General features: G+C 43.0%; 10 protein-coding genes and 1 tRNA gene. 8 read left to right on the top strand and 3 right to left on the bottom strand.

The window, feature by feature from the left end; genetic code table 11:
- Positions 1 to 122 precede the first annotated feature (122 nt).
- From NIES1031_RS18030 to NIES1031_RS18020, 3 genes are all read left to right on the top strand, one after another.
- Complete coding sequence (locus NIES1031_RS18030) at positions 123 to 728, top strand: NYN domain-containing protein (RefSeq protein WP_073550884.1); 606 nt, start codon at positions 123 to 125, stop codon at positions 726 to 728.
- A 121-nt stretch (positions 729 to 849) separates the two neighbouring features.
- Positions 850 to 921: transfer RNA gene (locus tag NIES1031_RS18025), tRNA-Asn, on the top strand.
- Between the two features lie 136 nt (positions 922 to 1057).
- Complete coding sequence (locus tag NIES1031_RS18020; RefSeq protein WP_073550883.1) at positions 1058 to 2224, top strand: site-specific integrase; 1167 nt, start codon at positions 1058 to 1060, stop codon at positions 2222 to 2224.
- 451 nt (positions 2225 to 2675) lie between these two features.
- On the opposite strand, the gene NIES1031_RS18015 is transcribed toward NIES1031_RS18020, so the two are convergent.
- Positions 2676 to 3056, bottom strand: a complete 381-nt coding sequence (locus NIES1031_RS18015) for a hypothetical protein (protein WP_073550882.1) — start codon at positions 3054 to 3056, stop codon at positions 2676 to 2678.
- 36 nt (positions 3057 to 3092) lie between these two features.
- Positions 3093 to 3395 (bottom strand): hypothetical protein, encoded by a 303-nt coding sequence (locus tag NIES1031_RS18010; RefSeq protein WP_073550881.1) that lies wholly within the window; start codon positions 3393 to 3395, stop codon positions 3093 to 3095.
- A 507-nt stretch (positions 3396 to 3902) separates the two neighbouring features.
- Here NIES1031_RS18010 and NIES1031_RS18005 point away from each other — a divergent pair.
- From NIES1031_RS18005 to NIES1031_RS17980, 5 genes are all read left to right on the top strand, one after another.
- Positions 3903 to 6773, top strand: a complete 2871-nt coding sequence (locus NIES1031_RS18005) for a DUF5906 domain-containing protein (protein ID WP_073550880.1) — start codon at positions 3903 to 3905, stop codon at positions 6771 to 6773.
- A 232-nt stretch (positions 6774 to 7005) separates the two neighbouring features.
- Positions 7006 to 7356, top strand: coding sequence for a type II toxin-antitoxin system RelE/ParE family toxin (locus NIES1031_RS18000; protein WP_073550879.1), 351 nt, complete (start codon positions 7006 to 7008; stop codon positions 7354 to 7356).
- A complete protein-coding gene (locus NIES1031_RS17995) occupies positions 7353 to 7673 on the top strand; it encodes a helix-turn-helix domain-containing protein (protein ID WP_073550878.1) in 321 nt (106 codons plus the stop codon). Before NIES1031_RS18000 ends, NIES1031_RS17995 begins: the two co-directional genes overlap by 4 nt.
- Positions 7674 to 8411: 738 nt before the next feature.
- On the top strand, positions 8412 to 10016 hold the full coding sequence (locus NIES1031_RS17985) for a YegS/Rv2252/BmrU family lipid kinase (protein ID WP_236738893.1): 1605 nt from the start codon (positions 8412 to 8414) through the stop codon (positions 10014 to 10016).
- A 273-nt stretch (positions 10017 to 10289) separates the two neighbouring features.
- Positions 10290 to 11849: a metallophosphoesterase gene (locus NIES1031_RS17980; protein WP_073550877.1), complete on the top strand. Its 1560-nt coding sequence runs from the start codon at positions 10290 to 10292 to the stop codon at positions 11847 to 11849.
- 8 nt (positions 11850 to 11857) lie between these two features.
- On the opposite strand, the gene NIES1031_RS17975 is transcribed toward NIES1031_RS17980, so the two are convergent.
- Positions 11858 to 13051 carry an FIST signal transduction protein gene (locus NIES1031_RS17975; protein WP_218596855.1) on the bottom strand — a complete coding sequence of 398 codons (1194 nt, stop codon included), beginning with the start codon at positions 13049 to 13051 and terminating at the stop codon, positions 11858 to 11860.
- Positions 13052 to 13201: the final 150 nt, after the last annotated feature.

Raw genomic sequence — 13201 nt, 5'->3', positions numbered from 1 at the left:
TAAAACACGAGCCTGCGAAGCGCGTCCTCTACGTGTATCTATCAAAATGTTATAGGATATACCTCGATTACTATTAAGATATGAATAAATAATGTTAACTTTAGCAATACTTGCTGGTCATCATGCCCCGTTCCTCACCACAAGCTGTCCTCCTTGTTGACGGCTACAATATAATTGGCGCTTGGTCTTGTTTAAAAAAGATACGAGATAGCGACGGACTAGAAGCGTCGCGTTGGCAATTAATCGAAGACTTGACAAATTACAGCGCCTATCAAGGATATATTACTCAAGTCGTCTTTGATGCTCATTATCAAAATACCTGTAGTAACTACGAAGTCATTACAGAAACTTTGTCCGTTTACTACACAAATTTTGGTGAAACTGCTGATACATACATCGAAAAACTGTGTGCAGGGTTTCGACCATATCTGCGCGGTATCGAGCCTAACGATACTACGAACAAAAATAGTAAACTACCAATCTACTCTCGCATTTCTCGCATAATTGTTGCTACATCTGATAGAGCACAGCAATTGACAGTAGTAGGTTATGGGGCAGAATGGTTGTCAGCAGCACAACTTAAGTTCGAGGTACAAACAACAGCTTGTAGAATGCGGCGGGAAAAAACCTCGGCTAGAAAACCAGCTAGCCGTTTTTTAGCAAACTCTATAGACACTAAAGCGCGACAGCGTTTAGCAGAAATGAGAATGGGGATAAAAAAGACCTAAAAACCCCTTGAATACTTAGCTAGCAGGAAAGCTGATGTGGAAGTGCAAAAGCAGCATTAAAGTTTTTTTGCTAAAACACTTGCCAAATACAATCGTTTGCTATTAATATAGGAATTCGCAATCCTCAGTAGCTCAGTGGTAGAGCGGTCGGCTGTTAACCGATTGGTCGTAGGTTCGAATCCTACCTGGGGAGTTAGAAAAAACAACACAATATCAAACATTACAGCGCTTTACCTACCGTGTGCGGTAGTAGACAGATGAGTTGACAAGCCGTTAACCTTGTATCAAGCTTGTATCACTGCAATAGATAGTAAGTCTAAGATACAAGAATGGCACAATCTAATTTCTTTGCAGGTAAAGAACGCCTAGGCAAAATCACGATTGAGCGATTTAGAGAGAGCATACGCCTCCGGTGGACGATCAAAAGTAAAACATACTCACTTACCGTCGGAAGGGATTCTAGAGACGCGCTCATCGCAGCTAGAGCCAAAGCACAAGTCATAGACAGCGATATTACCTTTGAGCGCTTTGATCCTACTCTCCAGAAATATGGCAAGTCACAACCAACTGTCTTAGAGCTTGTATCACCGATACAAGTCTCAGAAATCAAATTAAGGCAACTATGGGATAAATTTCTTGACGATCGACTTCCTAACCTCAAACCTAAAAGTCAAGACGAGTATCGAAAATTTACTAAACTACTCGATAAACTAGGCGAGAACCTGACTTTTGATGGATTAAAGACTAAAAACGTCTTACTCAATATCACAACAACTGATCAGACACGTAGGATGCTGCAATACTTGTCAGCTTGTTGTAACTGGGGAATCAAACATCGATTGATTGCTGATAATCCCTATCGAGGTTTATCGTCTGAAATGCCTAAACGGCAGTCGATCGTTAATCCAACTCCAGATGCATTCACTCCAGATGAACGAGATGCCGTTATTCATGCATTCAAGCACGATCAACGTCATGGTCTTAGTTACAATCACTACGCTGCAATAGTTGAATTTTGGTTTTTTACTGGATGCCGTCCAAGTGAAGCGATCGGGTTTATGTGGGGTAAAGTTTCTCAAGATTGTACTTCTGTTATTTTTGACGGCTCTATTCAAACACTTGCCGATGGATCGCAAGTTTGGTCCGAGGGTTCAAAAAATAATAAATCTAGAGCGATTGCACTTAGCAAGCGAGTACAGTCTTTGTTATTGTCAATCAAACCAGAAAACGTTAAACCTAACACTTTAGTTTTTCCCTCACCTACTGGTAAGCCCATCAACTATAACAACTTTACTAAACGCGCTTGGCATACAATTGTTGATCCAATCAAACCAAATACTACACCCTATAATTGCAGAGATACTTTTATCACGCTGCAATTGCTTAACGGAGTTCCAAGCGCTGTAATTGCTAAATGGTGTGACACTTCTACTCAGATGATCGATAAAAACTATGCAGATAAGTTGAAGTTGTCACAATTACGCCCTATAGACTAATCAGTATCTAGTTTGATTTATCTATTCCTTGTGCGAAGCGCACAAGTTTTTTTATTTGCCGATTTCCACAAAGCAAACTTTATTTCTTCTCTAATCTTTCTGGCTGACAATAGTCGTAACAGCAGAATAAAATAAGTCTTAACTATCTAGAAACTATGCTACAAACCCTAAATCCTACTGTTAAATACGGACGCTACGGAACACCCCTCAGGTGGCAATATCACAACAATGAAGAACTGAGTGAAGCTGTTTTTATCCTGACGAACTACTGGAGCGCTCCGCACAAAAACCCCGCCCCTAATTCTCAAGAAATTGCGCTCATTCGGAACTATCTAATCTATTTCGTTAACGCCCCGTGCTGGTTACTAAGCAATTTAGAGATCGCACAATTCGACGCGTTAAAAATTGCGGTTGCCAACATCCAAACGCTAGAAGACATTAACGACTGGAATTATTGTGTTCGTTCTGATAGCTTCTGCTTAAGGACTTCGATGATTTTGGTGTTGTTTTGGTATTGGCTCAAGAATTGATTAGCTATTGCTTCGCTTTCTCTTTCTTGGGCTGACTCACTCCAAATCCACACTTGCTTACAAAAAGCTAACCATTCTTTCTCTGTTTTGAATCCGAGTGGTTGTAGTAATTGCTTGTTTGCTTTCTCATAGCAAAATTCATTGCTCATCATTTCGTCCATAAAGTCTAGTGGATATGGATTAGACAACATATCAGGGCTGATAACTTTCATTAAAGGATTACCACTTCGTTTTGGTTTAACTTCAGTTTCTTTCTGTTCAGGTTTATGAAGAGTTTGGTTTCCGTTTGCAACTGCTGACATAAATATACCTTCTGTAGGATTAATAGGAATTTTATATTATCTAGGTTGTTTTTTCATTTCGACAACCATTTTTTGTAAAGCTTGATTGTTGCAATATATATCGATAAGTCTGTCAAATAACTTGCGTGAAGTTGGCTGTTTACCTATGGGCAAGATTGAGATGTGTACGGGAAGATCAAAGCGAAGTTTAATTACCTCTTGTTTGATTGCGTCGATCTCCCAAGTATTGAAACCTTGATTGTTGTTTGTCAACTGACAGACGTAAGCTTCTTGCTTTTCTTTTAATACGCGCTCGTAACCTTGCTGAATAATTTCTAAGGCTTCTGTTACTTTATCCATGTAAGTTTAAAAAATAATTGAGTCAGTAAATTACGATCGCACATTTGCATTAAAAGATTTTTAGCCAATTGAAGAACGCTGGTTACATTTGGGATGGCGAACGGTGGCGGCTTAATCAGTAAGTTTGTATGATTGCTCTTGGCTGAACAAGGTTACAAAGCGCGATCGCTCTAAACTCCTTAGAGCGATCGCCCTCAAGTTTTGGTATGCTGAATTTCAAGAATCAGACAGTGTATCCGTAAATCTGATGATTTTGCGTATTTACCCTGATTTTTGCTGATTCTATTCCTGATTAAATTTGGAGTGTATAAAAATGAAAAAGCAGCACCTGTAAGACTTTTGACGGAGTTTCTACGGGGCTGCTTTTTGCTGTTATACGCTTCATATCGAAGCAAAAGCATATATGAATAATACAACACTTGGTAGTGGCATAGCAGTTGCCAGCGACACAACTTCGCTAAATCTTGTGACAGACTTGCACACCTTCAGTTTGATGGAGGTGCTGTAATGCAAGAATACAACCGTACTACTCAAGCCCAACTAACTGAAGTTTCTAAATCTGAACCGTGCATTCACTGCGGTAAACCTGACTGGTGCTATCGACTCGGAGACTTAACCGTTTGCAAGCGTGGTGCAGAACCTGCAAACGGATGGCACCAGACCGAGAAGACAGATAAGGACGGTTCTTACTTTTACGCGCCTGACGCGCCGCTCAAACCGATTCGACCCGCGAGTAAACAAGAATTCTTTTACTGCGATCGCGAAGGCAACCCGCTAATCAAGGTGCTGCGCATCGACGATGGCAACGGCAAAAAGTCTTTCGCTCAGTATCACTGGAATGGCAAGCGGTGGTTAGAGGGATGTCCTGAAGAAATTCGACCGCGCATTCCGATTTACCGTTACCAGCAGATTAGGAAGGCGATCGCTGCGGGGAGACCGATTTTTATCGTTGAAGGTGAGGGCGTTGCTGACGCGCTACACCGCATTGGACTAGCCGCGACGACTACTTTAGGTGGTTCAGGTAAATACCGCGCGTATGGGGGCTATTTAGACGACTTAAAGGGCGCGGATATAGTTTTATGCCCTGACCGCGATCAACCAGGCTTAAAGCACATGGAAATGGTCGCTGAGGACTTTCCTGATGCGCGATGGTTATACGCGCCGCCAGGCGACTTTTATTGGCAGAATTTACCCGCGTCAGGCGGTTTAGATGTTTCAGATTGGATTGCCGACGGCGCAACAAAAGACCAAATACTAAATGCTATTAATACTAATAAAAATTATGATCTCTCACGCGCGGGCGCGCGTATAAAAAAAGGTATTATTTGTCAAGATAATACCTCAAATGACCACCAGTTAACGGTTCCAGCCGCTAACGAAGTGTTCACACAAAAAGCAATCGATGCGCTTTACAGCGATACAAATTGGATTGCGCTTGACGGGCAACTGTATCGATGGGTAGGTACGCATTACTCGCTTGTCTCGACCGCTGCGGAGAAAGCAAGAATCGCGCGGTGGTGCAATTCAACGCCAGTACAGGGAAATAGCAACAACTGGTCTTACGCCTACGCAAAATCGAGTTACGTTGATGCGATTTGGAATTGGTCGCTGGTGAGTTTCGCGGTTGATCCGGCGCTCGTTAACCCGCCAGGAATTAATTGTTTGAACGGACGGATAACAATTTCGTGGGAAGATAAACGCCCTTCGTGGCAACTTGCACCACACAACCATGAAGTGATTTACACCTACGTCAGTGAATTTGAATTCAATCCGAATGCGGACCCGACGGATTGCGATCGCCTGCTGTCGTGTCTTGAACCTGCACAAAGAGACATTTTTATCAAAACGCTGGCTGCAAGTTTGGACTTAGATAAAATCCGTCTGTTCAAAAGTCGCGTTCGAGCGCTGCTGTGTAAAGGCGACGGTAACAACGGTAAAGACAGCCTACGTGAAGCGGTGCAAGCGCTGTACGGCGGTATGGGGGTTGTCAGTGCAACGTTTAATGATTTCCACCAATACGACACGAGCAGCCACAAATTTACGCTAGCCAAGCTCGAACACGCGCGGATCAGTTGGAGTAGTGAGAATTCAAATTTGTCGCGCATCGATTCGTTGCAAAGTTTGAAGGCGGCGATTACTGGCGATACGCTGTCGCTCGAACTTAAAAACGTCAACGAGCGCCCCATGAACCCGCGCTGCATCTTCCTGTTCAACATCAACGATATGCCACGTCTACAAGCCTCGCTAGAGGCTAATGAGTCGCGTTGGGCAGTTCTGACTTTCGATAAGACTTTCAAGCTGAATGCCGACCCAAATAAAGGGGAAATCGAGGCTGATCCGCGCTTTAAGTACGATCCGACATTTTTACAAACGCAAGTTGTGCCAGCGCTGCTCAATAAAATGCTGGCTGCATTGCCTGATGTTGCAGCGAACGGCATCGATTACAGCTGCACCGAGGAAGCGTTGCAGGAAATTAGGCGGGAGAATAATCACCTACTGGAGTTCTGTCAAGAGGTTGGGCTTGATTACCAAGTCGGTGGTCAAGTTTTTATTGGAGAGTTGTATGACCTTCTGTTTCAGTGGTACTTAGACAACGGGTATGTAGAAATCACAACTGATGCTAAAGGTAAACAAAAAAATATTTGGAATGAACCAATTCACCGCGATGACAAACTGGTGAAAGCTTCGCACCAAGTATTTCAAAGATTCTCTGAGTTATTCCCAAAAATAAAAAGGGAAGAAGACAAATCTAATCGTGGCAAAAAAGGAAGCTGGTATCTCAGCGGAATTAATATCGGTGGAGCTACAGGGGGAGCTATCGGTGGAGCTACAGGGGGAGCCTTAGCTCCCTCACAGAGCCAAGGTGGAGCCAGTGGAGCTATTTTGTCTACCTTACGTTTACTCATCGAGCAACTAAAATACCTCGATGAACAGCAAGTGACGGATTTAGTGAAACAATTAGAAAGTAAATATGGCTTAATAGCTCCACTGGCTCCACTCGTAGAATTAGCAAGGGTTGAGGCTCCCCCTATGGCTCCACCGGAGGCTCCACTAAGCTCCACCGACGATCTAAATGCAAAATTTACTGTAAATACCTCAAGTGCATACAATGAGGGAAGTACAGCGGTTGTTGCTAATGCAATAGGTGAAATTGGCTCTATTTCACAAGACAACCACAATAATTTTTTTGGAAATACACATCCATTCAAAATAGGCTCAAAAGTTGCGCACGTTGACCCCAAACGCGAATCCTACAACTGGCACGGCACAATCACAGAAATCAATGCTGATAAGGCGAAAGTCCACTGGGAAGAACGTAAGGGACTCAGAGGAGGTCAAGTGCTAACGCATCGCTTGAGCGATTTACGCCTTATCTGAGTAGCGATAGGTATTTACCGCTATTACGGATATAGCTTCTGTAGCTAAAATGACAGCTTAGTTCAAATCAGACACGTAGTTAGCTACCGCGAGAGTGTCTACAGCTAACTAGGTGTTTGATTTGGGGCTGCGCATACTCGCGATATCAAACAAACGCATGAGACAATACCGCGCCGTTGGTCAATGACCGAGTATTGCCTATTTGTACCTTTTTTGGTACAAATAGAGGGAGATGATAGACAAACGAATTCCTGTTGTTTTCTACCAAACCGAAACTGGCGCTGAGCCAGTGCGTGATTGGCTCAAAGAATTGAACAAGCAAGAGCGATATTTGATTGGCACTGACATCAAAACAGTGGAGTTTGGTTGGCCAATTGGAATGCCGACTTGCCGTTCAATCGGCAATGGGCTGCTTGAGGTTCGTACGAACCTACCACAAGGTCGAATTGCGCGTGTACTGTTCTGCATTTATGAAGGCAAGATGGTTTTGTTGCATGGATTCATTAAGAAAACACAGAAAACGCCAAAGCAAGATCTCGATTTAGCCAGGGAGCGTAAGCGAAAACTAGAGGCAATAAAATGAGTACAAATCCGCATATTGGTTCATCTTTTGACAACCTGTTAGAAGAAGAAGGAATAATTGCCGAAGTAGAAGCGATCGCACTCAAGCGCGCGATCGCCTGGCAAGTAAAACAAGCAATGGCAGAAAAGAAACTAACTAAAACGGCGCTAGCGAAGCAGATGAAAACAAGCAGGTCGTCGATTGATCGGTTGCTCGATCCAGACAATCCATCCGTAACGATAGACACAATCGAACGTGCTGCGGCGGTAGTTGGCAAGCGAGTGCGACTGGAATTAGTCGATGGCAACGAACGCTTAACACAAGCGACAGCCGAATAAGTTTGCTGCACATTATGAATCTGATCGCTTAGTTAAAGCGAAGAAGTATTTACATCTATTAGTACAAAGTCAATAGATGTAAATACTTATTGGTAATTTTGTTTTGATTTTGTATCAAACTTGAGTCGATCTACGCTCGACTAAACTTTAGAAAAATAATTGTTAGAACAATGCGATTGAGCATGAATCTTGTATCAAGCTTGTATTTTTACCTTGTATCACTGTAGAAGGCTTGCGTAGCAAGTCTTCACAGTCGGCTGTTAACCGATTGGTCGTAGGTTCGAATCCTACCTGGGGAGTTGAAAAAAATAACACAACATCAAGCCTTACGGCAGTTGACTAGTATTGTGAGCTAGCTGATAGATAGTCAGTTGTAAGATACACCTACAGCATAACCAGAAAGTTATATTTGTGGACGTGTAACTTAAACTCATAATTTCTAGGTAAACTGCCGCGCATACAACGTAGATCGTTGATTAAGCGCGTGTACAGCGCGCTCCTGTCGTAGGATTGTACCTGCTGGTTAGCATCGCAAGTAGCACAGCGGCTAATAGGTTAAGGCACAAAACAGCAATCTAGATCTATCTAAGGCTCGATACTTTGCTAAGTGCCAATGAGTAATAAATATATAAATTTAGTTACTAAGTAATAGCTAAGACTACAGCATACACATATTAGCTGCAACAATCTCAAAATGAGAAGATAATTTATTCGCAATGCTCACAAGGAGTTAAATTTATGCCCCTTAAAAAAATTAAGGATTTTGCTCCAAGTTATCTTGAATCTTTTAATGGCAAAGATATTATTGGTTTTAATGTTTATACAGATAAGACCCGAGAAAAAGTTGGCTACATCAAAGATATTTTAGTAGATGAGACAGGATACTTTCGCTACTTGGTCGTTGACTTTGGCTTGTGGATATTTAACAAGCAAGTTATGCTTCCAGTAGGATATTCGCATATTGATTATGATGCCGAGCGAGTTTATGTCTTAGAGTTAGAGCGCAAACAAGTAGAAAGTCTTCCTGCTTACAACGACCAAGTAGCAGTAGATAGCAAATATGAGGAGAACCTACGAGCAGCGTATACACAGCTAGCCATCAACATCGAATCTGTGCAATTAGAAAAAGTTCCCCAAATTACGCGCACTGAACCAGAAGAAGCTAACTATAATTATGCACGAGCAGCAGATTTATATGAATTAAATGATCGCCATCATCGAGTTATTAAAGAGTATCAAGATAGACTAATTGCTAAAAATCAAACACGTCAAGAAGCAATACCTAAGCAACGCATCACAGAAAACCAAATAAGCAAACAAGTAATTGTTTCTTCTGCATATAGCAACCAAGTTATCAGCAATCAAAGACAGACTCGTTCAGCTTGCTTGATCTTTAATCCTGTAGCAGGTCAATCTAATTCCGAACAAGACTTAGCAACAATTAAAAGTATGCTAGAACCTGAATTTGATCTTGATATTCGGATGACGACTCCTGAGCAAGACGCTGACGAAATTGCCAAAGAAGCTGTGGAACAAGGTGTACAAATTATTATCGCATCTGGGGGAGATGGTACGCTGTCTGCGGCGGCAGAAGCTGTAGTCGGAACGGGGATTCCGTTGGGTGTGATCTCGCGCGGGACAGCAAATGCTTTTGCAACGGCTTTAGGCATTCCGGCGACAATTCCCGCAGCTTGTCAAACAATATTGGATGGTAAAACCCGCGTCGTCGATGCTGCGTATTGTAATGGTAGACCAATGGTGTTACTTGCAGGAGTAGGATTTGAAGCGGAAACCGTCGAACGTGCCGATCGCGAAGCAAAAAATCGCTTTGGTATGCTTGCATATGTTTTAGCAGGTATTCAAGAGTTACGTAATTTAGAGTCTTTTGAAACTCGAATTGAAACCGAAGACAAAGTGATAACCTTAAATGCAGCCGCAGTAACGGTAGCAAATGCTGCGCCACCTACCTCTGTACTAGCGCAAGGACCAGCAGAATTATTGATTGATGATGGTTTACTCGATGTTACAATCGTTGCACCGACAAATACAATGAGCGCGATCGCGGCTGCATATAATCTCTTACAATCTGCTTACAGTGGCGAAGTTGCGAATAGACCTGATACGGGTTTCTTGCGGGCGAAAAGCATCAAAATTTTCACCAACCCACCCCAAAAAGTAGTTGTAGATGGCGAATTGGTTGGTAATACACCGATTAATGTTGAGTGTGTACCTGGAGGCTTAACAATTATTGTCCCCGCGGTTCCAGAAGAAGAGGCTACAGAAAAATTAGAAGGATTACCTAATCTACGAGTAGAGTCCAAAAAACCGCCAGCAGAGAGTTGAGGCAAATTGTGGTAAATTCAAAACGCGATCACCGACTACTCAGGTTTCTCAAATATTAGCGTAAGTTGGAATCTTGAGCTAACATATCGTTTTGTTGCATCAAGAATATGCAGCATGATAGAGACAGCAGGCTGTAGTCTGAAGGTAATCTATGCTTGGCTCAAATTAGCTGAGCGATCAATAGAGCTTAAATTATAAAACCAAGCTTAACGCTATTCAATCACTCTGAGTAAGAGCCTCGACGAGATAAACACGACAAACGAGATACTGTTTATGGAATTTGTGTCCGATCCGCCGATATCCGTGAAAATTGAGAAAATGAAACAACGGGTACGGTGGCAAGACCCAGTTATATTTGAACGACAAATTGACCAAACGCGATTTGTATTGGCATCTGAAGACGATAGCCCAGAATTTTCATTTTTGGTTATTGGCGATAGTGGTTCAGGAAAACATCGCAAACACAATCCACAACGTCAGATCGCAAGCAAGATGTTGGAGCATAGCGATCGCACCCGCTTTATACTACATACAGGAGATGTTGTTTATTTAGTCGGGTCGAGCGAATACTACTTAAAAAACTTTATCGAGCCTTATAAAGAATTTATTGTTGGCGGTGAAAAACCAAAAAAAATTGCCTACGATAAGATGGTATTTAAAACACCAATTCTACCTGTATTAGGCAATCACGACTACTACGACCTGCCGTTAATTTATGGTTTGATGGGAGGCGTAACGTTGCCTTTAAGGCGGATATTGAAGTTACGATTAGACTTAGATATTGGTTGGCATGGTTCTAATCAAGGTAAAGCTTATGCAAAAGCCTTTATTGACTACTTAAAAGCGTTTGATACTGATGCCGAATTGCAACGCCATCTTGATAAACATTACACCGCGACAACGAGTACAGGTCGCTGTTTGATTTATAAACCAGGAGAGTTTACCAGACTGCCTTACCGATATTACACTTTTCGTAGCGGTGGTATTGATTTTTTTGCTTTAGACTCGAACACATTCAACGCTCCAGCACCCCTCCCCACGACAGGCGAAGGCGCAGCTTATCGGCGGACTTTAGAAGGTCGTATTTATGAATTAGAGCAAGAAAAGCTGCAAATCATGGAGGAAGCAAGCAAGCTGAATGCAAATTCACCAGAAGAAGCTGAAAGACTTGACGATCTAGAAGCAAAGTTAGAACAAGTCGAGGAAGTCAAGCTGGATATTGATAAGCAACTAGCAGCGGATGAGACTACAGTCACTGATTTTGAGCAGTTGACGTGGTTGCAACAAAGACTCATTGAATCGTGGAACACGCCAGAAGTGCGCGGTAGAGTTGTGTATTTGCATCATCCACCTTATGTTACTGAGTCAACGAAGTGGTATCAAGCACAAACTTTAGCAGTACGTCGTAATCTCCGTTGGGTACTTGATGAAGTGGCGGGAGTACTCGGCGGGCTACCGCAGCAGCGTCCGCTTGTAGATTTAGTTTTGACAGGTCATGCACATTGCTTAGAGCATCTTTCTACAGGCAATACCGGACACGCCGATTCTTATATCAATTGGATTATTTGCGGTGGAAGTGGTTATAGCTTAAGACGACAGCGTAAAGAAGGCGCACAGCTACACGAAACCATTGGTGATACTGAACGCGAAGTCGCGCGATCGCATCTCTATCTTGGGCGCAGCGGTCATGGTTCGCATAAACGGCGACCCTACTCATTTCTACGCATTGATGTCAAAGCAGGCAATCCTGCTAAGTTTGTTGTTAAGCCTTTTGTTGCGGAAAGATATCAACGCGAGTGGGTTGATCGCGAAATCGAGTCGTTTGTCATTTGAGACTCAAATTAAGGTTGGCGACAAATTGCAAATACTGAGGTATACCCATGCAAAAAAGTACTCCCGCCTACAGGACCAATTTCCCCATTACCAAAAAAACCGCCCACGGGAATATTTGGCATATAGCTACTAAATAACTGCGAATCAAAATTAGGTTTACCGTAGAGCATTTCGCCACGCCCCAAACAAGAAAACATCAGCGCCCCAGCAGGTGATACATGCGGATGCGTCTGTTGATAACGTTGTAGCAACCATTCCAAATCATCCGCCGAAGTTTCTGCATCGCGTAGGTGAAACTGAATGCGCTGTCCAGGGCGAACTAAATCCGCAACCGCGATCGCTCCTACTTTTGGATCGACTCCTAATAAATTGCGAATCAAAAAATCTCCATGTTCTAGATTCTGCTTAAACTCGTCGCGCACGACTCCGATAAACAACGAATGTTCAGCTAATTGCCGATCCGCATCGCTTAAACTCGAAATTAAATCGCGCAATACTTCTAAAGGTGGTTGTTCTTCCAAAGCAAGTAAAATGTTACGTTCAGAAGCGCTGACGCGGTAAGGCTCGCCAATCGGTCGGCATCCTTGCGCCACAATCGTATCTAAAACAATATTGCCGCTCAAGGCAACGCCCACAGTTCCTGAACGGTATAGCTTATCATTGCAAAACAAACCAATGCGCCCAGGAGTTTGACTACCACTTGCCAACCCGCCTACTGTAATCGAACTAGGGTAAGCATAATCGATGCCTTGCAATAAATCATTGACTCCTGAAGAAAAAGGATCGGATAGCAAAATAAATTGGGGTTGCTCAGCAGGTAAAACACCAAATAAATCTACCCACGCTTTCGGCGGACTATCAGGATCGGGGAGTTGCTCTGCCGCAATGTGAAAAGGTGTAACTTTGACGCCTGGTAGTTGCGCCAAACTCAGACTTAATGCAGGTACACCCTCAAACTCCTGCACCGCGTGTTGATTTGTCCCGATAATACCCCCACCACCACAACCAATCAGAACTTTGATGTTGCGTAGCTTTTCTTGTAACAACGGAAGCAGGCGGGGATATTCGCTGGTAAAGGCAGCAGAAATAAAAACTAACCCAAGATCGGCGGGTGACTGTAACAAAGCAGAAGCTTTATCGACAACTTCTGCGACGGCTGCTTCGAGCGAAGCACGAGTTGATACGGCGTTTGCCCACTGCATGAGTGCCATAAGTTATATCATCACTCCTCTTTTAGGCTGAGGTTTTTTCTATTTTCGGTGCTAGCGGGGACAAAAAGCATCTAACTGAAGTTAATTTCGCGCTTGATTAAACGCAATCCGCGAATTGACGATTTATAACGCGTTTATGGG

The organism is Chroogloeocystis siderophila 5.2 s.c.1 (assembly GCF_001904655.1).
Lineage (GTDB): Bacteria > Cyanobacteriota > Cyanobacteriia > Cyanobacteriales > Chroococcidiopsidaceae > Chroogloeocystis > Chroogloeocystis siderophila.
The sequence above is the reverse complement of the archived record's forward strand: the minus strand, read 5'-3'. Positions and strand labels throughout refer to the sequence as shown.

Excerpts from the sequence above, each read along its gene's own strand:
- NIES1031_RS18030 (WP_073550884.1), top strand. The coding sequence starts at position 123 with ATGCCCCGTTCCTCACCACAAGCTGTCCTCCTTGTTGACGGCTACAAT.
- NIES1031_RS17980 (WP_073550877.1), top strand. The coding sequence starts at position 10,290 with ATGGAATTTGTGTCCGATCCGCCGATATCCGTGAAAATTGAGAAAATG.
- NIES1031_RS18010 (WP_073550881.1), bottom strand. The coding sequence starts at position 3,395 with ATGGATAAAGTAACAGAAGCCTTAGAAATTATTCAGCAAGGTTACGAG.
- NIES1031_RS18015 (WP_073550882.1), bottom strand. The coding sequence starts at position 3,056 with ATGTCAGCAGTTGCAAACGGAAACCAAACTCTTCATAAACCTGAACAG.
- NIES1031_RS18005 (WP_073550880.1), top strand. The coding sequence starts at position 3,903 with ATGCAAGAATACAACCGTACTACTCAAGCCCAACTAACTGAAGTTTCT.
- NIES1031_RS18000 (WP_073550879.1), top strand. The coding sequence starts at position 7,006 with ATGATAGACAAACGAATTCCTGTTGTTTTCTACCAAACCGAAACTGGC.
- NIES1031_RS17985 (WP_236738893.1), top strand. The coding sequence starts at position 8,412 with ATGCCCCTTAAAAAAATTAAGGATTTTGCTCCAAGTTATCTTGAATCT.
- NIES1031_RS17995 (WP_073550878.1), top strand. The coding sequence starts at position 7,353 with ATGAGTACAAATCCGCATATTGGTTCATCTTTTGACAACCTGTTAGAA.
- NIES1031_RS17975 (WP_218596855.1), bottom strand. The coding sequence starts at position 13,051 with ATGCAGTGGGCAAACGCCGTATCAACTCGTGCTTCGCTCGAAGCAGCC.
- NIES1031_RS18020 (WP_073550883.1), top strand. The coding sequence starts at position 1,058 with ATGGCACAATCTAATTTCTTTGCAGGTAAAGAACGCCTAGGCAAAATC.